Annotated in this window: 20 protein-coding genes; 13 read left to right on the top strand and 7 right to left on the bottom strand. The window is 60.8% G+C overall.

Going from position 1 to position 19,607, the window contains the following annotated elements; translation table 11 throughout:
* Positions 1-148 precede the first annotated feature (148 nt).
* Positions 149-364: a dodecin gene (locus tag CD58_RS00595; RefSeq protein WP_003196424.1), complete on the top strand. Its 216-nt coding sequence runs from the start codon at positions 149-151 to the stop codon at positions 362-364.
* A 113-nt stretch (positions 365-477) separates the two neighbouring features.
* On the top strand, positions 478-699 hold the full coding sequence (locus tag CD58_RS00590; RefSeq protein ID WP_025211164.1) for a DUF1161 domain-containing protein: 222 nt from the start codon (positions 478-480) through the stop codon (positions 697-699).
* 54 nt (positions 700-753) lie between these two features.
* Here CD58_RS00590 and CD58_RS00585 read toward each other — a convergent pair whose 3' ends face one another.
* Entirely contained in the window at positions 754-1,755 is a 1,002-nt protein-coding gene (locus tag CD58_RS00585) for an LLM class flavin-dependent oxidoreductase (protein WP_025211163.1), read from the bottom strand.
* Between the two features lie 237 nt (positions 1,756-1,992).
* Between CD58_RS00585 and CD58_RS00580 the strand changes: the two genes are divergently transcribed.
* Entirely contained in the window at positions 1,993-2,424 is a 432-nt protein-coding gene (locus CD58_RS00580) for an OsmC family protein (RefSeq protein WP_025211162.1), read from the top strand.
* A gap of 152 nt (positions 2,425-2,576) precedes the next feature.
* Positions 2,577-2,810, top strand: a complete 234-nt coding sequence (locus CD58_RS00575; protein ID WP_025211161.1) for a DUF1161 domain-containing protein — start codon at positions 2,577-2,579, stop codon at positions 2,808-2,810.
* A gap of 6 nt (positions 2,811-2,816) precedes the next feature.
* Here the strand turns inward: CD58_RS00575 and CD58_RS00570 are convergent, their stop codons facing one another.
* Both CD58_RS00570 and CD58_RS00565 read right to left on the bottom strand, forming a co-directional pair.
* The gene (locus tag CD58_RS00570) at positions 2,817-3,242 is read right to left on the bottom strand and encodes a hypothetical protein (protein ID WP_025211160.1); all 426 of its coding nucleotides are present in this window, start codon (positions 3,240-3,242) and stop codon (positions 2,817-2,819) included.
* Between the two features lie 39 nt (positions 3,243-3,281).
* Positions 3,282-3,695 carry a hypothetical protein gene (locus CD58_RS00565; protein ID WP_025211159.1) on the bottom strand — a complete coding sequence of 138 codons (414 nt, stop codon included), beginning with the start codon at positions 3,693-3,695 and terminating at the stop codon, positions 3,282-3,284.
* A gap of 59 nt (positions 3,696-3,754) precedes the next feature.
* Here CD58_RS00565 and CD58_RS00560 point away from each other — a divergent pair, with 59 nt between their 5' ends.
* Complete coding sequence (locus CD58_RS00560; RefSeq protein WP_025211158.1) at positions 3,755-4,846, top strand: aminopeptidase; 1,092 nt, start codon at positions 3,755-3,757, stop codon at positions 4,844-4,846.
* 235 nt (positions 4,847-5,081) lie between these two features.
* Here CD58_RS00560 and CD58_RS00555 read toward each other — a convergent pair whose 3' ends face one another.
* Together CD58_RS00555 and CD58_RS00550 are read right to left on the bottom strand one after the other, a co-directional pair.
* The gene (locus CD58_RS00555; RefSeq protein WP_025211157.1) at positions 5,082-5,732 is read right to left on the bottom strand and encodes an HAD family hydrolase; all 651 of its coding nucleotides are present in this window, start codon (positions 5,730-5,732) and stop codon (positions 5,082-5,084) included.
* 164 nt (positions 5,733-5,896) lie between these two features.
* Entirely contained in the window at positions 5,897-6,442 is a 546-nt protein-coding gene (locus tag CD58_RS00550; protein WP_025211156.1) for a gamma carbonic anhydrase family protein, read from the bottom strand.
* A 99-nt stretch (positions 6,443-6,541) separates the two neighbouring features.
* Between CD58_RS00550 and prlC the strand changes: the two genes are divergently transcribed.
* The 3 genes from prlC (at position 6,542) to CD58_RS00535 (ending at position 11,034) form a co-directional block, all read left to right on the top strand.
* On the top strand, positions 6,542-8,593 hold the full coding sequence (prlC, locus tag CD58_RS00545; protein WP_025211155.1) for an oligopeptidase A: 2,052 nt from the start codon (positions 6,542-6,544) through the stop codon (positions 8,591-8,593).
* The gene (locus CD58_RS00540) at positions 8,590-8,868 is read left to right on the top strand and encodes a YheV family putative zinc ribbon protein (RefSeq protein WP_018600854.1); all 279 of its coding nucleotides are present in this window, start codon (positions 8,590-8,592) and stop codon (positions 8,866-8,868) included. The genes prlC and CD58_RS00540 overlap by 4 nt, the downstream gene beginning before the upstream one ends.
* A gap of 114 nt (positions 8,869-8,982) precedes the next feature.
* Complete coding sequence (locus CD58_RS00535) at positions 8,983-11,034, top strand: M3 family metallopeptidase (protein WP_025211154.1); 2,052 nt, start codon at positions 8,983-8,985, stop codon at positions 11,032-11,034.
* On the opposite strand, the gene CD58_RS00530 is transcribed toward CD58_RS00535, so the two are convergent.
* Positions 10,976-11,656, bottom strand: a complete 681-nt coding sequence (locus CD58_RS00530) for a tyrosine-protein phosphatase (protein ID WP_025211153.1) — start codon at positions 11,654-11,656, stop codon at positions 10,976-10,978. The genes CD58_RS00535 and CD58_RS00530 overlap by 59 nt on opposite strands.
* Before the next feature lie 196 nt (positions 11,657-11,852).
* Between CD58_RS00530 and CD58_RS00525 the strand changes: the two genes are divergently transcribed.
* The 3 genes from CD58_RS00525 to CD58_RS00515 all read left to right on the top strand — a co-directional run bounded on the left by CD58_RS00525 (position 11,853) and on the right by CD58_RS00515 (position 15,483).
* Positions 11,853-12,911: a PA0069 family radical SAM protein gene (locus tag CD58_RS00525; protein WP_025211152.1), complete on the top strand. Its 1,059-nt coding sequence runs from the start codon at positions 11,853-11,855 to the stop codon at positions 12,909-12,911.
* A gap of 215 nt (positions 12,912-13,126) precedes the next feature.
* The gene (locus tag CD58_RS00520; RefSeq protein ID WP_025211151.1) at positions 13,127-13,858 is read left to right on the top strand and encodes a carbonic anhydrase; all 732 of its coding nucleotides are present in this window, start codon (positions 13,127-13,129) and stop codon (positions 13,856-13,858) included.
* Between the two features lie 92 nt (positions 13,859-13,950).
* A complete protein-coding gene (locus CD58_RS00515; protein WP_025211150.1) occupies positions 13,951-15,483 on the top strand; it encodes a SulP family inorganic anion transporter in 1,533 nt (510 codons plus the stop codon).
* A 263-nt stretch (positions 15,484-15,746) separates the two neighbouring features.
* Here CD58_RS00515 and CD58_RS00510 read toward each other — a convergent pair whose 3' ends face one another.
* Positions 15,747-16,397 carry a hypothetical protein gene (locus CD58_RS00510; protein WP_025211149.1) on the bottom strand — a complete coding sequence of 217 codons (651 nt, stop codon included), beginning with the start codon at positions 16,395-16,397 and terminating at the stop codon, positions 15,747-15,749.
* Positions 16,398-16,770: 373 nt separating this feature from the next.
* Here CD58_RS00510 and coxB point away from each other — a divergent pair, with 373 nt between their 5' ends.
* Complete coding sequence (gene coxB, locus CD58_RS00505; RefSeq protein ID WP_025211148.1) at positions 16,771-17,898, top strand: cytochrome c oxidase subunit II; 1,128 nt, start codon at positions 16,771-16,773, stop codon at positions 17,896-17,898.
* Positions 17,899-17,980: 82 nt separating this feature from the next.
* Positions 17,981-19,573 carry a cytochrome c oxidase subunit I gene (ctaD, locus tag CD58_RS00500; RefSeq protein ID WP_025211147.1) on the top strand — a complete coding sequence of 531 codons (1,593 nt, stop codon included), beginning with the start codon at positions 17,981-17,983 and terminating at the stop codon, positions 19,571-19,573.
* Positions 19,574-19,607: the final 34 nt, after the last annotated feature.

The following is a 19,607-nucleotide window of genomic DNA, read 5'->3' as shown; positions in this document are numbered from 1 at the left end:
CTCTCCTGCAGTGGTTGATTGGCGTGTGTGAATTGGGACTGCGGGCGTTTCTGAAAGTGCAGTAAATCTGAACTTCACTGCGCAAACGGCGCCACACGTAAGGCGAAAAATCGCTGCTAGGCTGTTAAAGACAACCAAGGAGAACGTCATGAGTGATCATCACACCTACAAAAAAGTCGAGCTGGTCGGCTCGTCTCCCACCAGCATTGAAGACGCCATCAACAACGCCCTGGCCGAAGCCAGCAAAAGCCTCAAGCACCTGGAATGGTTCGAAGTCACAGAGACCCGTGGACACATTGAAAACGGCCGGGCCGCGCACTTCCAGGTGACCCTCAAGGTCGGGTTCCGGATTGTGAATAGCTGAGCACAGTGAACTTGCACGCTGGCGGAGTGCCATAGGGAATGGCGATGCGCTATTGTCTGCGCATCCGGTTTTTCCGATACCTGCCCTATTAATCCGACCAAGGAGTGCGAGCGATGAAAAAGTTGATGGTAGCCCTGTGTTTGTTGAGCTTTGCGGGCGGTGCGTTTGCGGCCGGCAAGTCCTGTGAAGAGCTGAAAAGCGAAATCGCAGCGAAAATCGACGCCAAGGGTGTGTCAGGTTATTCCCTGGAGATTGTCGATAAAGGCGCAGCGGCTGACGGAAAAGTCGTCGGTACCTGCGAGGGCGGTACGAAGGAAATCGTCTACAAAAAATGATTTTTTTCGCACGTGAAAGCCGACGCAACGCGTCGGCTTTTTTATGCGCGTGATTCAGCCTTTCATGACCTGCGCCAGCAACTCATAAGAGTGCAAGCGATCAGCGTGCTCATACAGATCGCTGGTGAAGATCAATTCATCGGCTTGGGTTTGCTCGATCAGCACTTCGAGCTTGGCCCTGATTTTCTGCGGGCCGCCGACCATGGCCAGGCCCAGGAAGTCGCCCACCGCTTCTTTCTCATGGGGTAACCAGAGACCATTCATGGACTCGACCGGTGGGCGCTGCACCAGGCTCTGGCCGCGCATCAGCGCCAGGATCCGCTGATACACCGACGTCGCCAGATAGTCGGCCTGTTCATCCGTGTCCGCCGCCACCAGCGGCACGCCGAGCATCACATAAGGCTTGTCGAGCACCGCCGACGGTTTGAAGTGATTGCGGTAAATCCGGATCGCCTCATGCATATAGCGCGGTGCGAAATGCGAGGCGAAGGCGTAGGGCAAACCGCGTTCGCCGGCCAGTTGCGCACTGAACAGGCTCGATCCCAGCAGCCAGACCGGCACGTTGGTCCCGGTGCCGGGCATGGCAATGATCCGTTGATCCGGGGTGCGCGGGCCGAGATAGCGCATCAGCTCGGCCACGTCTTCAGGGAAATCGTCCGCACTGCCGGAGCGCTCGCGACGCAGCGCCCGAGCGGTCATCTGGTCGGAACCGGGTGCGCGCCCCAGCCCCAGATCGATTCGGCCAGGGTAAAGGCTTTCCAAGGTGCCGAACTGTTCGGCGATGATCAACGGCGCATGATTGGGCAGCATCACCCCGCCAGAGCCGACGCGAATCGTCGAAGTCCCCCCCGCCAAATAGCCCAACAGCACGGCGGTCGCGGAGCTGGCGATGCCATCCATGTTGTGGTGCTCGGCCACCCAGAAGCGGGTGTAGCCGTACTGTTCCACGTGTTGCGCCAGGTCCAGCGAATTGCGCAAGGACTGGGCGGCGTTGCCGTCGGCGCGGACTGGCACCAGGTCGAGGGTTGAGAACTTCACTTCGGACAGCTGTTTCATGGGCCGGGATCTCCAACGGCGTTCCGGGCTTTTCCTACGGGCAAAAGCCAGCCGTTTCTATAGGTGTGTTCCATGCAATGTGGGCATATACCCGAGTTTCAATAGCTACGACGAAATTTCCTACTAAATTCGTCGGACAATCGACAGGATGAACTTTATCGGGCGGTCTATCCTCACAACCCTGACAACGAAAAACACCCAGGCGCGACTCCCGCGCCGGATATTGAGGAGGCAGACATGGCTATCATCAAGAAAGCATCGGCTCATTGGGAAGGTGACCTGAAAACCGGCATCGGCTCCATCTCCACGGAAACCGGCGTGTTGCGTGAAGCACCCTACGGTTTCAAGGCGCGCTTCGAAGGCGGCAAGGGCACCAACCCTGAAGAGCTGATCGGCGCCGCCCATGCGGGCTGCTTTTCCATGGCGTTTTCGATGATCCTCGGCGACGCCGGACTCAAGGCCGACAGTATCGACACCAACGCCGAAGTGACCCTGGATCAGGTGGAGGGCGGCTTTGCGATTACCGCCGTGAAGCTGATTCTGAAGGCGAAGATCCCCGGCGCCAGCCAGCAGCAATTCGAAGAGCTGAGCACCAAGGCCAAGGAGGGTTGCCCGGTTTCCAAGGTCCTGAATGCCAAGATCACGTTGGATGCGACGCTGGTGAACTGAGGCAGTGAAAGGGTCGCAGCCTTTGTAGACACTGTCGAAGGCTGCGATCTTTCTGCTCGCGGGTGATCTGTTTACCCCGACGCAATTGTGGTCGAATGCATGCCTGCAGTTTCAGCGCCCAGGCAGTGCGCGCTGCAATGAGGAGTTCGAGCATGAAACGATTTGCCCTGGTGATCATCGGTTGCGCATTGGCCTCGTCGGCCCTCGCTGCGCCCAAATCCTGTGAAGAATTGAAAGCGGAAATCGAAGCGAAGATCCAGGCGAATAACGTGTCGTCCTACACCCTGGAAATTGTCGTCAACGAAGAAGTCCACGACCAGAACATGGTGGTGGGCACGTGCGACAACGGCACCAAAAAAATCATCTACCAGAAGAACGACCGCTAGGCAGCGTTACGGAATGCAGTTGATTTGCCGATCTTCGGCCACGATTTCGCGCTTGGCGTTATAGAGCCGGGCGCTTGGGGTGAACGCCAGGTTGCGGGCTTCCAACCGATAGCGCTGGCCGGCCTCGAAATGATCGTAACGCACGAGCATGTAGCACAGTCGCTCCTGCGGGTTGGTTTGCATGCCCAATCCCCCGCCGGTAAAAACCTCGAAGTCGAAGCGCACTTTCAGTTCATGGCTGCCCGGCGAGACCTGGAAGAACCGCCCGTCCCGCAGCCGTTGGCCATCCAGGCTTTCAGCCATCAGCATCCTGCCGCCCGGCGTAGGCGTTGCGAAATCGACCCACGCCATGTTCGGATCGACCTTGGGCGGTGGGCTCGTTGCACAACCGCTCAGGGAGATGAAAGCCAATAACAGCAGGTAGAGGCGCATGGTGAGTTTCCTGGGATCAAGTTCTGAGCATAGCGCCGATCAGCTTTGTTGGCAGCCTGCCGGTATACCTTGCCCCACTACTTTTCGCTGTTGATCGTAGAGCTTGGCCCATGGCCGGAAACCGATGCTGCCCGCCTGCAACTGGTAACGCTGGCCGGCGTTGAAGTCCTTGAATTTCACATTCAACCGGCAATCGCGCCACAGCGGCTCGGCATCCGGGCCGATGTTGCCGGGCTCGACGGCAAATTGATAACGCACCGTCAGCTCATGGCTACCCGGTTGTACTTCAAAATAACGGCGGTCGATGGACGTCTTGTCATCGACTTCCAGCGCTTGCAGCGCGGTGTCCTGATGGTTCCCCAGGTCGATCCACGCTTGGGATGGATCAGGGTCAGGCAGACCGGCGCACCCGGTCAGCAGCAACAGGCCACTCGTCAGCATCAACACGCGCATAGCGAAGCTCCAGGCAGGCGAGATAGTCTTGGGGTCAGACTTTCCCAGGGTGATTCCAATTGATCAGGCTGCGTTCAAGCCATCGGTTACTCGACCGTGTTTTCCGGATTTTGTTTCCAGGCCTCCTGCTTTTGTTACTCAACGGTTGCTCCAGCCTCGGTTACTACAGCCAGCTCGTCGGCGGACAGCTGCGGCTGTTGCAGGCTCGCGAGCCTATCGACCAGGTCATTGCCGACCCCGCCCGAGATCCCCAACTGCGCAAGCATCTGGCCCAGGCGCGCGAGGCACGGGGGTTCGCCAGCTCGCGCCTGCACCTGCCAGATAACAAAAGCTATCGCCTGTACGCGGACATTGGCCGGCCGTTCGTGGTCTGGAATGTCTTCGCCACGCCGGAGTTTTCCCTGGCGCCGCAAAACCACTGCTTCCCGATTGCCGGTTGCGTGGCGTATCGCGGCTACTACACCCAGGGCGCCGCCCGTGGCGAAGCCGCGCTGCAGCGCTTGCAGGGCATGGACGTGGCGATTGGCGGCGTAGAGGCCTATTCGACACTGGGCTGGTTCAACGACCCGATCCTGAGTTCGATGATGCATTGGGGCGATGAGCGCCTGGCGACGCTGATTTTTCACGAACTGGCGCACCAACGGTTCTACGTAAAGGACGACACGGAATTCAACGAGTCCTTCGCCACCTTCGTCGAACAGGAAGGCACCCGCCAATGGCGCGCCAGCCGCGGGCTGGCGCCGGATACCGGCAAACGGATGCGCCAGCGCGATCAATTTATCCAACGGGTCCTCGACACGCGTCAGCGGCTGGAACAGCTCTACACCCAACCCCTGCCGGCCGAACAGATGCGCCAGCGCAAGGCCCAGGAATTCCAGCGCCTACGCACCGACTATGAACACCTGCGCGACACCCAATGGGCGGGCGACAAATACTTCGACGCCTGGGTCTATGCGCCGCTGAACAATGCGCGGTTATTGCCGTTTGGTTTGTATGACCAGTGGGTGCCGGCGTTTGCGGCGTTGTTCCAGCAGGTGAATGGAGATTGGGTGGCGTTTTATGCGGCGGTGGAAAAGCTCGGCAAACTGCCGATCGATGAGCGCAAAGTGGCCTTGAAGTCCTTGGCAGAATCGAAGGCTTCCGGTACCTGAAAGGGCCTCATCGCGAGCAAGCTCGCTCCCACATTGGATTTTTTGGTGGTCACCACTTGCGCGTACACCACCACCCCCTGTGGCGAGGGAGCTTGCTCCCGCTGGGTGGCGAAGCCGCCCCAAAAAGGCCTGCCACATGCTTCCAGACACACCGCATCAACCGGTCTACGACGGCTGCGCCGCCGAGCGGGAGCAAGCTCCCTCGCCACGAACAGCAGGCCGGTGCTTGGCTCGATCACCGCCGCATAAAGGCCTGATGCAACTCATCCAACGTCTGAAAGTGATACGCCGGCTCCTCCGCACTCAACTCCTCATGACTCCCAAACCCATACCCCACCGCCGCCGCATCCAAGCCATTGCTACGAGCGCCAATCAAATCGTGCTTCCGATCCCCGATCATCAGGGTACTGGCCGGGTCGAGCCCTTCTTCAGCCATCAAATAGGCAATCAACTCGACCTTGTTGGTGCGTGTGCCGTCCAGCTCACTGCCGTAGATCACTTTGAAATGTTTGGCGAAGTCGAAGTGGCGGGCGATTTCCCGGGCGAAGACCCAGGGTTTGGAGGTGGCGATGTACAGCTGCCGGCCTTGGCCGCCGAGGGTTTCCAGCAGCGGCATCACGCCGTCGAAGACTCGGTTTTCGTACAGCCCGGTGACCTTGAAGCGTTCGCGGTAGAAATTCACCGCTTCCCAGGCCTTGGCTTCGTCGAAGGCGTAGAACTGCATGAAGGCCTGCAACAGCGGTGGGCCGATGAAGTGTTCGAGGCGAGTGAGGTCGGGCTCGTCGATGCCCAGTTTGCTCAGGGCGAACTGGATCGAACGGGTGATGCCCTCGCGCGGGTCGGTGAGGGTGCCGTCGAGGTCGAAGAGTACGGTTTGGTAATGCATGGCAATTCCTGGGCAGTGGCGTAATACAGCTCGCTTAAGGAGTTCGGTAAACCCGTGGCGAGGGAGCTTGCTCCCGCTGGGCTGCGCAGCAGACCCATTTTTGTGAGAGCTTCGCCCAAGCGGGAGCAAGCTCCCTCTCCAAGATGAGGTAGCAGGCGAACTCGTCAGGCCTGGTCGTAGCCTTCGGCCAGATGCAAGTCCTTGAGCTTCACGTAGTTCGCCGCGCTGTAGGTGAAAAACGCGCGTTCCTTGTCGGTCAGTGGCCGGGCCTGTTTCACCGGGCTGCCCACGTATAAAAAGCCGCTTTCCAATCGTTTGCCCGGCGGTACGAGGCTGCCGGCGCCGATGATCACCTCGTCTTCAACTATCGCACCGTCCATGACAATGCTGCCCATGCCAATCAGGATCCGGCTGCCTACGGTGCAACCATGGAGCATGACCTTGTGGGCGATGGTCACGTCGTCGCCGATCAACAGCGGGAAGCCATCGGGATTGAAGGGGCCGGCGTGGGTGATGTGCAGCACGCAGCCATCCTGCACGCTGGTACGGGCGCCGATGCGGATGCGGTGCATGTCGCCGCGAATGACCGTCAGCGGCCAGACGGAGCTGTCTTCGCCGATTTCGACGTCGCCGATCACCACCGCGGTGCTGTCGACAAAAGCGCCCCGGGCGAGCCGCGGGCTGTGATTCTGGTACGTGCGAAGGGTCACGATAGGCTCTCTCTTTGTTACTGATAGGTGCTGCTAGCTGCGGTGAACGTCGATTGTAATTAAGATGGGTCCATGTTTCTTCCAGCCAAGGTGTCAACCGTGAGCGTGAACAACCCTCTTTTGCAATCTTATGACCTGCCGCCGTTCTCGGCGATCCGTGCCGAGCACGTGCAACCGGCCATCGAGCAGATCCTGGCTGACAACCGTGCCGCCATCGCTGAAATTCTCAAGACCCAGGGCAGCCAGCCTACCTGGGCCGGCCTGGTGTTGGCGATGGACGAACTCAATGATCGCCTGGGCGCTGCCTGGAGTCCGGTGAGCCACCTCAACGCCGTGCGCAACAGCCCGGAACTGCGCGAGGCCTATGAGGCCTGCCTGCCGGCGTTGAGTGCCTACTCCACCGAACTGGGGCAGAACCGCGAGTTGTTCCAGGCCTTCGAAGCCCTGGCGAACAGCCCTGAAGCCGCCGGTTTCGACGTGGCGCAGAAAACCATCCTGGAACACTCCCTGCGTGACTTCCGCCTGTCGGGTATCGACCTGCCGCCGGAGCAGCAGAAGCGCTACGCCGAAGTGCAGAGCAAACTGTCCGAGTTGGGCAGCCGCTTCTCCAATCAATTGCTCGACGCGACCCAGGCCTGGACCAAGCACGTCACCGACGAGGCCACCCTTGCCGGCCTGACCGACTCGGCCAAGGCGCAAATGGCCGCGGCCGCCCAGGCCAAGGAGCTGGACGGCTGGCTGATCAACCTGGAATTCCCCAGCTACTACGCGGTGATGACCTACGCCGAAGACCGCGCCCTGCGTGAAGAAGTCTACGCCGCGTACTGCACCCGCGCCTCGGACCAGGGCCCGAATGCCGGTCAGAACGATAACAGCCCGGTGATGGAGCAGATCCTCGACCTGCGTCAGGAACTGGCTCAATTGCTGGGTTTCGCCAACTTCGCCGAGTTGAGCCTGGCGACCAAGATGGCCGAGTCCAGCGATCAGGTCCTCAGTTTCCTGCGAGACCTGGCCAAGCGCAGCAAGCCGTTCGCGGCCCTGGACCTGGAACAGCTGAAGGCCTTCGCCGCCGAACAGGGCTGCCCCGACCTGCAAAGCTGGGACAGCGGGTTCTACGGTGAAAAACTGCGCCAGCAGCGTTACAGCGTCGCCCAGGAAGCCCTGCGCGCGTATTTCCCGATCGACAAAGTGCTGGGCGGCCTGTTCGCCATCGTGCAACGCCTCTACGGCATCGAGATTGCCGAACTGAAAGGCTTCGACACCTGGCATCCAGACGTGCGCCTGTTCGAAATCAAGGAGAACGGCCAGCACGTCGGCCGTTTCTTCTTCGACCTCTATGCCCGCGCCAACAAGCGTGGCGGTGCCTGGATGGACGGCGCCCGCGACCGTCGGCGCACCTTCGAGGGTGTTCTGCAAAGCCCCGTCGCGAACCTGGTGTGCAACTTCACCCCGGCCGACAGCGGCAAGCCGGCGCTGCTGACCCACGACGAAGTCACCACCCTGTTCCACGAGTTCGGCCATGGCCTGCACCACTTGCTGACCCGCGTCGAACACGCTGGTGTGTCCGGCATCAACGGCGTGGCCTGGGATGCCGTGGAACTGCCAAGCCAGTTCATGGAGAACTGGTGCTGGGAGCCCGAAGGCCTGGCGCTGATTTCCGGCCACTACGAAACCGGCGAACCGTTGCCTCAGGACCTGCTGGAAAAAATGCTCGCGGCGAAAAACTTCCAGTCCGGCCTGATGATGGTTCGCCAACTGGAGTTCTCGCTGTTCGACTTCGAGCTGCACGCCACCCACGGCGACGGCCGCAGCGTGCTGCAAGTGCTCGAAGGCGTGCGCGACGAGGTGTCGGTCATGCGTCCGCCGGCCTACAACCGTTTCCCCAACAGCTTCGCCCACATCTTCGCCGGCGGTTATGCGGCGGGCTACTACAGCTACAAGTGGGCTGAAGTGCTGTCGGCCGATGCGTTCTCCAAATTCGAAGAGGACGGCGTGCTCAACGCCGACACCGGTCGCGCCTTCCGCGAGGCGATCCTGGCCCGTGGCGGCTCCCAGGAGCCGATGGTGCTGTTCGTCGACTTCCGTGGCCGTGAGCCGTCGATTGACGCACTCTTGCGCCACAGCGGCCTGACCGAGGACGCGGCAGCATGAGTGAGGGGCCTGTGATTACCAAACGACGCTTCATCGCCGGGGCGGTCTGCCCGGCGTGCAGTGAGCCGGACAAGTTGATGATGTGGAACGAAGACGGCGTGCCTCACCGCGAATGCGTGGCCTGCGGTTATAGCGACACCCTCAACGAGCAAGGCCTGTCGGTGCCCAAGGAGTTGGGCACCCGCGTGAACACGTCGGCGCTTAAAGCGCCGGACGCCAAGGTCCAGGCGGTGCAGTTTTTCCCCAACCCCAAGTTGAAGAAAAAAACCGACTGACATCTGCGGCATCACCTTCCGGGCCGCCCGGCTCGGAAGCGATACATATATACCGCAGGGCTTACGGCCTTCCTGCCCAGACTTGTCCATCAAGTCCACTCACAGGAAGGCTTCATGCCCCACGCTGACAACCCGCTGTTGCAGGCCTACGACCTGCCCCCTTTCGCCCGGATCAAAGCCAGGCATTTCTCACCGGCCCTCGACCGGATCCTGGCCGAGAGCCGTGCCCAGGTCGCCCAGATCATCAAGACCCAGGCGCCGTTTCCCACCTGGGACGATCTGGTGCTGGCCATGGATGAAATCCACACACGCCTGGAAGGTTTCGACGCCCTGCTGGACCTTCTGGCCTCGGCCAGGACCGGGGACGCGTGGGCGCAGGCTTCACTGGACTGCACGCAGCGGCTGCATGATTTCCAGCGCTCGCTGAGGCAGCATCCGCAACTGTTCGAGCTGTATCAGCGCCTGGCGGACAGCCAGATCGCCCAGCATTTCGAACCGGCGCGCAAACGCGTCCTGGAAAAAGTCCTCCGACAATTTCGCCAGAACGGTCTGGCACACGCCTCGCGGGCCGACCTGGACGCCTTGAAACGCCGCATCAAAGGGGCTCAACAACTGTTTTTGGAGAACCTGCACAAGGCCAATAACGCCTGGAGCAAAACCTTCGACGATGAGCGCGAGTTGAGCGGCCTGCCATCGGCGTTCAAACAGCAGATGGCCCGCCAGGCGCGTGAGGCCGGGCACACGGGATGGCGGCTGACCCTCAACGACGAGTCGTTTGGCATCGTCACGGGCTACGCCGACAATCGCCTTTTGCGCCAAGCGCTGTACGTGGCCTACAGCACCCGCGCATCGGACCAGGGGCCCCAGGCCGGTCAGTTCGACAACGGCGAGGTTCTCTGGCAATTGCTGGATGATCGACACCAGTACGCAACATTACTCGGCTACGCAAATTTCGCTCAGATGGCTGTCGAACCCGAGCAGGCCGAGTCGGCTGACCAGGTCACGGCGTTCTTGCACAGACAACTCACCCTTCACCAAAGCGCTTTTGCCAAAGACGCAGAACAGCTCCAGGCCTTTGCCAGCCAGCATGGGTACAGCGAGCTCCAACCTTGGGATTATCCGTACCTGACGGAAAAGCTTCGTCAGCAGGCGGCGGGAATCTCCCGACCGGCGCTCAGCGCCTGGTTTCCCCTGGAATCCACGTTTTCACAATTGCTCTTGATCGCCAAAGAGCTGTTCGGGGTGGATTTCATCGAGCGTCAGGACATTGCTACCTGGCATCCCGAGGTGCGTCTCTTCGAAGTCCATGAGTGGGGGCAGCTCATTGGCTACCTGTATTTCGATCCGTTCGATGATGCGAGCCGCAACGGCTACCCCAATACCACCACCCTGCGAAACCGCGCCGTCACCGCCGAAGGTCGCCCCCGGCACCCTATCGCGATCCTGCATGGCTGGCTGCCACGCGGCTCGGGCGCCCAGCCGGCCGTGCTCGACCACTTGCAATTGCGCATTCTGTTTCATGAGTTCGGCCATTGCCTGCACCATCTGTTGACCCGGGCCGAGTACCGCGAGGTGTCCGGCATCAGCGATCTCTCCCGCGATACGTCCGAGTTTGCCGGCATGTTGTTCGAACAATGGTGCTTCTCCAAGCCATGCCTGGTCCGCGTGTCAAAGCACTACCAAACCGGCGCGGCGATGCCTGACAAGGTCGCCGATCAATTGCTGACCTTCGCCAACACCCAGGCCAGTTGGGAAACCGCGCTCCTTTTGCGCAACGCGCTATTCGACATGGAGTTGCACCGGACCCACGGCGACGGGCGTACCGTCCAGCAGGTGTTCGACCAGGTCAATGCGCACACCAAGCACCTGCCCGTGTACGCGAACGAACGCTGGCCCAATGGCCTGGACTATATGGTGACTGGCTACGCGGCGAGGATTTACGCCTATGCCTGGTCGAAGGAATGGGCCCTCACCGTGTTCGAGCGGTTCACGCGCGACGGGTTGTTCAACGCGGCAACAGGTCGGGCGCTGCGCGAAACAATCTTCGCTCCGGGGGATTCGCGACCGTTGTCCGAATCCATTGCAGCCTTTACCGGAACACCGCCGATCAGCGCTCCGGTTGCCCAACCTGAGGCTCGAGGTGCTGCGCCGTCGTTGTTGAATTGACCCAGCTTTCCAGGGAGCAAAGGGCAAACACACTGGTGCTGCAGTCGCCGTTCGCCAACGCCGTGCGGAGTTTTTCTACATCGGCCTGCATCATGTAGCGAACCCCATCCTTGAAGTGATGGCTGTCACCGAAGCCGCCTTCCGTCATTTCGTTCAGGGCGTCTTCTTTGCTCCAGCCCTGCACCACCACCCGGTACATGGCGGCCACCAGCCCGGTGCGATCCGAGCCGTGCTTGCAGTGCATCAGCACCGGCCCCTTGGCCTCGGCGGTCTGGACGGCGCGCAGGGCCCGGAGGATGTCGCTGTCATCGACATGGTTGGTGCGATAGGGCAACTGCACTTGCTCGATGCCGGGGGTGGACAGCCAGCGCTTATCCGACTCCGGCAGGAAGGTAATGACCGTGCCGATCCTGAGTTTGCTCAGCAAGGGCAAAGCCCCACCGTCCGGCAAGGAGCTGCGGTACAGCGTGGGAGACATCTGGTAAAGGTTGTAGTCCTTTTCCACGGGTTGGGCCCATTCAGCAGGCCTCGTTTCAGCGGCATCGGCCGCCTGGGCCGGGGATTCGGCCAGCCCGATGAGCAAGGCCAGGCAGAGCAGTGAGCGGGAACATAGCGTGAGCATGCAGGAGGGACCGGGAGCGAAAGAATGCGAGGTGACCAGTTTCGGCTCGCTCCGGTTAAAAACCCGTAAGAAGGACGTCAAAGCGTTGTGAATTGCGCACCGGGATGACGCCAATGCCCATCGGACTGCTGAATGGCACTGGCCTAACTGAAAGGCAGCGAATACTGTATGCGCATACAGCTTTCGGAGCATATCCATGTCAGCCTCTCTGCCGCCGCGCGGCCGCGGCACCGCAACCAACCCGCATAACCGCTTCGCCCCGAGTCGCTCGGTGGCCGAAGATGACGGCTGGTATCAGGAAGTCCCGCCGACCCAGGGCACCGAAGTGCGCTTCGAAATGGCGAAGACCATCATCACCCGCAACACCTCGCCGGATATCCCCTTCGATCGCTCGATCAACCCTTATCGGGGCTGTGAGCACGGCTGTATCTACTGCTATGCGCGGCCCAGCCATGCCTACTGGGACATGTCGCCGGGGCTGGATTTCGAAACCAAGCTGATCGCCAAGACCAACGCCGCCGATGTGCTGGAGGAGCAGCTGTCCAAGCGCGGCTATCAATGCGCGCCGATCAACTTGGGCTCCAACACCGACCCTTACCAGCCCATCGAACGCGAGCAGCGAATCACCCGCCGGATTCTCGAGGTGCTGCTGCGCTATCGTCATCCGGTGACCATCGTGACCAAGGGCTCATTGATCCTGCGGGACCTGGACTTGTTGAGCGAACTGGCGCAACAGCGACTGGTGGCGGTGATGATCAGTCTCACCACCCTGGACGATGAGCTCAAGCGCATCCTGGAACCGCGCGCGGCGGCGCCCAAGGCGCGGTTGCGGGCGATAAAGGTGATGCGCGAGGCCGGTATTCCGGTGGGGGTGCTGTGTTCGCCGATGATTCCGATGATCAACGACAGCGAGATCGAGAGCCTGCTGGCCGAGGCCCATGCCGCTGGCGCGCAGAGTGCCGCCTACATCATGTTGCGCCTGCCGCTGGAAGTGGCGCCGCTGTTCGAGGAATGGTTGCAGGCGCACTACCCGCAGCGCGCCGCCCATGTGCTGAGCCTGGTCCGCCAGAGTCGCGGCGGCGAGCTCTACGACAGCCAGTTCGGTAAACGCATGCGCGGCGAGGGGCCTTTCGCCGACCTGCTGGCCCAGCGGTTCACCAAGGCGATCAAGCGCCTGGGGCTTGATCGCCGCGAAGGCTACAACCTCGATTGCGATGCCTTTTGTCCGCCGGGCCGACAGATGTCTTTGATTTAAATACAGTTGACCTTAAATTGGCTTTCGAACCCGATGGCTTACACGCTTCAACCACGTTGTTTATGCCTTGCAAGATACGTCCTAGAGCCTTCGATTCAGTTTGAGTTAAGTTTCGGCCGCTACCTTGTTCATCGAGTGACTGACAGGTCGGGCCCCTTCGACCTGGACGTTTTTTAACCAGCCACTGGCGTCGTACCGTCAAAAGAGGATGAATCATGAGTGACAAGGATAAACAGCCGTTGGCTGCGTCGGCTTCAGCCCAACCCGAGGCGGAGACCGCCGATGCAGCGCTGCAGCATATTGTTGACGGCTTTTTGCATTTCCATCACGAGATCTTTCCGCAGCAGGAAGAACTCTTCAAGAAGCTCGCCACCGCCCAGGCTCCCCGGGCGATGTTCATCACCTGCGCCGATTCGCGCATCGTGCCCGAGTTGATCACCCATAGCTCCCCCGGCGACCTGTTCGTGACCCGCAACGTCGGCAACGTCGTTCCGCCCTACGGGCAGATGAACGGCGGCGTCTCCACCGCCATCGAATACGCCGTGCTGGCCCTCGGCGTGCAACACATCATTGTTTGTGGCCACTCCGATTGCGGCGCCATGCGTGCGGTGCTCAACCCCGACACGCTGGAAAAAATGCCCACGGTCAAAGCCTGGCTGCGCCACGCCGAAGTGGCCAAGACCATGGTCCATGACAACTGCCCGTGCGGCGACGAAAAACAGGTCATGCCTGTCCTTACCGAAGAGAACGTGATCGCGCAGTTGCAGCATTTGCGAACGCATCCCTCGGTGGCCTCGCGCATGGCCAATGGTCAATTGTTCATTCACGGATGGGTGTACAACATCGAGACCAGCGAGATCAAAGCCTATGACGCGGACCAGGGACGTTTCCTGCCGCTCGATGGCAGCCATCCGATTCCGGTGGCGACGCCCAAAGCGCGCTTCTAACCACTCCTAATCATCCTTGCATGGTTCAAGCCTTACCGCTGTTTGCGCGGTAGGGCCTCGCCATGCCAGAAGAAATCTGCGGGAGAGTCGCCATGCGTGCTGCTCAACAATTCAAAGCTGTTCTGCCTCGGGAGCTGTTGGCTTCGGTGGTTGTGTTTCTGGTGGCCCTGCCTTTGTGCATGGGCATCGCCATCGCTTCTGGCCTGCCGCCGGCCAAGGGCTTGATCACCGGCATCATCGGTGGCTTGGTGGTGGGTTTCCTGGCCGGTTCAAAGCTGCAAGTCAGTGGCCCGGCCGCCGGCTTGGCGGTGTTGGTCTTCGAACTGGTGCGCCAACATGGCGTGGCGATGCTCGGGCCGATCCTGTTGCTGGCGGGTCTTCTGCAGTTGCTGGCCGGGCGCTTTCGCCTGGGCTGCTGGTTCCGCGTGACTGCGCCGGCCGTGGTCTACGGCATGCTGGCGGGTATCGGCGTGCTGATCGTGCTGTCCCAGGTCCACGTGATGCTCGACGCGGCACCCAAGCCTTCCGGGTTGGATAACCTGGCGGCGTTCCCGGCGGCAGTAGCCCAGGCGTTGCCGTCCTTTGGCTGGCAGGCCGGCCTGCTCGGTTTGTCGACGATCGCGGTGATGTGGCTGTGGGAAAAGTTTCGCCCCCATAGCCTGCGTTTCATTCCCGGCGCCCTGCTCGGCGTAGGCCTGGCGACCGTTGCCAGCCTGATGCTGGCCTTGCAGGTCAAGCGTGTGGAAGTCCCGGAGAACCTCGCCGAAGCCATCGATTGGCTGCGTCCGGCGGACCTGTTGAACCTGGCCGATCCCACGTTGCTGATCGCCGCCTTCGCCGTGGCCTTTATCGCCAGCGCCGAAACCCTGCTGTCGGCCGCCGCCGTGGACCGCATGCACAGCGGTGAGCGTGCGGACTTCGACCGCGAACTGTCGGCCCAAGGTATCGGCAACATGTTGTGCGGCCTGCTCGGCGCGTTGCCGATGACCGGGGTGATCGTACGCAGCTCGGCCAACGTCCAGGCCGGGGCCACCACACGGATGTCGACGATTTTCCACGGTCTGTGGTTGTTGCTCTTCGTGCTGTTGCTGTCCAGCGTGCTGCAAAGCATTCCGGTCGCCAGCCTGGCGGGTGTGCTGGTGTACACCGGTTTCAAACTGGTGGACCTCAAGGCGTTTCGCAGCCTGGGCCGTTATGGCCGGATGCCGATGTTCACCTATGCCGCGACGGCCCTGGCGATCATCTTCACCGACCTGCTGACCGGTGTGCTGATCGGTTTCGGCCTGACCCTGGCGAAACTGGCCTGGAAAGCCTCGCGACTGAAAATCAGCCTGATCGATCTGCCCCAGGAGGGTGAGATGGAATTGCGCCTGGTGGGGGCGGCGACCTTTCTCAAGGTGCCGGCACTGACCCAGGTACTGGGCACCATACCGACCGGCGCGACCGTGCATGTGCCGCTCAACAACCTGAGCTACATCGACCACTCATGCCTGGAGTTGCTGGAAGAATGGGGCCGGGCGAATGCCAGCAAGGGCTCGAAGCTGCTGATCGAATCCCGTGGGCTCAAGCGTAGGTTGGAAGGGCGGTTGCGTACGACCGTGGGGGTTGGCGCGGCTTCTGCCTGACACCCAAGAAACCCTGTGGGAGCGGGCTTGCTCGCGAAGGCGTAGTGTCAGGCAACTCATTCGTTAACTGCTACACCGCTTTCGCGAGCAAGCCCGCTCCCACAGGGGGATTGTTGCTGGACACCTACTTTTATGAACCACCCGGATTCAATGTGGGAGCGGGCTTGCTCGCGAAGGCGTAGTGTCAGGCAACTCTTTCGTTAGCTGATACATCGCCTTCGCGAGCAAGCCCGCTCCCACAGGGGTTATGTGTTTCAGCCCGATCAAGCCGCCGGCTGATCCAGCTCCAGTCCCACGCCCAAGCGGCGGGACATGCACGGCCAGCGCTTCCAGGCCGCGCCGGTTTCCGGGCTGCTGAGCTTCTCGCGGTAGGTTTCTACCGACTCCAATGCAAACGTCTCGTCGTTGAGCATCTCATCGAACGTGTGATGGACCACTTCATCGAGTTGGTTGGCAAATGCCTCACCGATCAACTGGTGAGCGATCAGATTGGCGACCGTCATGTCCAAGGGGATCAATGGCTGGCCGAAATGCTTGATGTACAGGTCGTTGACCTCTTCGACAAACCGATGTGCCAGGTAGGCTTCGTCCAGAAGGCTGTCGAGCCCGACATGCCCGGCCATGATGGTCGGCGGCTGGAGGAAGTACTGTTCGGCAATCTTCAAAACCGGTTTGATCTGCGACTCGATACCCGCCTCCCTGGCGACGTCATTGGCTGCATCCAGCAGGTCAGGTACTTCATCAATGTAGGCGGCGACAAAACGCGCCAGGACGTCGTTGGCGTTCGCGTCCGGCAATTGAATGGCTCGGTGCAGGTTCGGCAGCTGGGCCGTCAACTGACGGGTCAACTGGCCGGTCTCGGCCTCGTGTTGTTGGGCTTTTTGGATCTGCTCGCGCAATGCGGCGGTGTTCATGACAACTCCAGTAAACAAGGCAATGAAATAGGGAAGACATAACTTAGCTGGCGCAAAAACACTCCTAAGACCTATTTTTCATAACCGTCGCTTCCTTGCTACGTCGCAGTTATATCGATTTGCCATCACTCAGGTTCGCATCCTTCTCCATTCGCGGGCTCTAGCGCAAGCCCCGTCTGTTTCAAACGATTTACGCCATCGCGTTGCGAGGTTGCAGTCGCTGTCTATACTCGGTTTGGAATGGAGTTAGCTGATGACACCCGATTGCATGTGCAGCAAGGCGCGGCGGTTCAAGTTGGTAGTCTGAAGTAGCCGATCCCTTGCCGCAGGCTTTACGCCTACGGGATAACAAGAACGATAAGGGGAACCCGCAATGACGCGACATCCACACGTATGGATGGGCCTCCTGTTGTGGTCGATTTTCAGTCAGGCGCAAGCGGCCTGGACTGTGAATATGGCGCCTGGAGCGACACAGATCAGCAACGCAGTGTTCGACCTGCACATGACCATCTTCTGGATCTGTGTAGTCATCGGCATCATCGTCTTCGGCGCCATGTTCTGGTCGATGATGATGCACCGCCGCTCAACCGGCCAAAATGCCGCGCACTTCCACGAAAACACCCGCGTCGAAATTCTCTGGACCATCGTGCCCTTCCTGATCCTGGTGGCCATGGCGATTCCTGCCACCGCGACCCTGATCAAGATGTACGACTCCAGTGAATCGGACATCGATATCCAGATCACCGGCTATCAATGGAAGTGGCATTACAAGTACCTGGGCCAGGACGTCGAGTTCTTCAGCAACCTGGCCACCCCCGCCGAACAAATCCATAACCAGAGCGCCAAGGGCGAGCATTACCTGCTGGAAGTCGACAAGCCGCTGGTGCTGCCGGTCGATGCCAAGGTGCGCTTTCTGGTGACCTCCGCCGACGTGATCCACTCCTGGTGGGTGCCGGCCTTCGCGGTCAAGCGCGATGCGATTCCCGGGTTCGTCAACGAAGCCTGGACCCGTGTCGATAAACCCGGCCTGTACCGCGGTCAGTGCGCCGAGTTGTGCGGCAAGGACCACGGTTTCATGCCCATCGTGGTGGAGGTCAAGAGCAAGCCCGACTACGAAAAGTGGCTGGGCGAGCGCAAGGCCGAGGCCGCGCAGCTTAAAGAGCTGACCAGCAAGGAATGGACCCTCGAAGAACTCAAGGAGCGTGGTGACAAGATCTACCACACCACCTGCGTGGCCTGTCACCAGGCCGAAGGTCAGGGCTTGCCACCGATGTTCCCGGCGCTCAAGGGCTCGAAAATCGCCACCGGGCCCAAGGCTGATCACCTGAGCATTGTCTTCCACGGCAAACCCGGCACCGCCATGGCCGCGTTCGGCAAGCAGCTGTCGGAAGTCGATATTGCGGCGGTCGTGACCTATGAACGTAACGCCTGGGGCAACAACAAGGGCGACATGGTTACGCCTAAAGAAGTGCTGGAACTCAAACAGGCAGAAAGCAAATGAGCCGGCCTGACGTGTGTTCCCGTAACCGGTCGGGGCTCATCGCCCCGCGCCGTCCAGCCCACTCGATCGAAGGAGACAGGACATGAGTGCTGTGATCGATGACCACGGTCATGCCGGTGCCGACCACGCCCACGGCCCCGCCAAGGGCCTGATGCGCTGGGTACTGACCACCAACCACAAGGATATCGGCACGCTGTACCTGTGGTTCGCGTTCTCCATGTTCCTGCTGGGCGGCTCGTTCGCCATGGTGATCCGCGCCGAGCTGTTCCAGCCTGGCCTGCAGATCGTGGAGCCGGCGTTCTTCAACCAGATGACCACCATGCACGGCCTGGTGATGGTCTTCGGCGCGGTGATGCCGGCATTCGTCGGCCTCGCCAACTGGATGATCCCGCTGATGATCGGCGCGCCGGACATGGCCCTGCCGCGCATGAACAACTTCAGCTTCTGGCTGTTGCCGGCGGCGTTCCTGCTGCTGGTGTCCACACTGTTCACACCCGGTGGCGGGCCTAACTTCGGCTGGACCTTCTACGCGCCGCTGTCCACCACCTATGCGCCGGAAAGCGTGACGTTCTTCATCTTTGCCATCCACCTGATGGGCATCAGTTCGATCATGGGCGCGATCAACGTGATCGCCACCATCCTCAACCTGCGCGCCCCCGGCATGACCCTGATGAAAATGCCGCTGTTCGTCTGGACCTGGCTGATCACCGCGTTCCTGCTGATCGCGGTGATGCCGGTGCTGGCCGGCTGCGTGACGATGATGCTGATGGACATCCACTTCGGCACCAGCTTCTTCAGTGCCGCCGGCGGCGGTGACCCGGTGCTGTTCCAGCACGTGTTCTGGTTCTTCGGCCACCCCGAGGTGTACATCATGATCCTGCCGGCCTTCGGCGCCGTCAGCTCGATCATCCCGGCCTTTTCGCGCAAGCCGTTGTTCGGCTACACCTCGATGGTCTACGCCACGGCCGCCATTGCGTTCCTGTCGTTCATCGTCTGGGCGCACCACATGTTCGTGGTCGGCATTCCGCTGGTGGGCGAGCTGTTCTTCATGTACGCCACCCTGCTGATCGCCGTGCCCACCGGGGTGAAAGTGTTCAACTGGGCCAGCACCATGTGGCAAGGCTCGCTGACCTTCGAGACGCCGATGCTGTTTGCCGTGGCGTTCGTGATCCTGTTTTCCATCGGTGGTTTCTCCGGGCTGATGCTGGCCATCGCCCCGGCGGACTTCCAGTACCAGGACACCTACTTCGTGGTCGCGCACTTCCACTACGTGCTGGTGCCCGGCGCGATCTTCGGGATCTTCGCCTCGGCCTACTACTGGCTGCCGAAATGGACCGGCCACATGTACGACGAAACCCTCGGCAAGCTGCACTTCTGGCTGTCGTTCGTCGGGATGAACATGGCGTTCTTCCCGATGCACTTCGTCGGGCTGGCGGGCATGCCTCGGCGGATCCCGGACTACAACCTGCAGTTCGCCGACTTCAACATGGTCTCGTCCATCGGCGCCTTCATGTTCGGCACCACGCAGATCTTCTTCCTGTTCATCGTGATCAAGACCATCCGTGGCGGCGAGCCGGCACCGGCCAAGCCGTGGGATGGGGCGGAAGGGTTGGAGTGGAGCGTGCCGTCGCCGGCGCCGTATCACACGTTTACTACGCCGCCGGAAGTGAAATGAGATGACACAGAGGACCTGTGTGGGAGCGGGCTTG

Source organism: Pseudomonas brassicacearum (genome assembly GCF_000585995.1).
GTDB lineage: Bacteria > Pseudomonadota > Gammaproteobacteria > Pseudomonadales > Pseudomonadaceae > Aquipseudomonas > Aquipseudomonas brassicacearum_A.
Note: the sequence above shows the minus strand (reverse complement) of the source record. Positions and strands in the feature narration are given on the sequence as shown.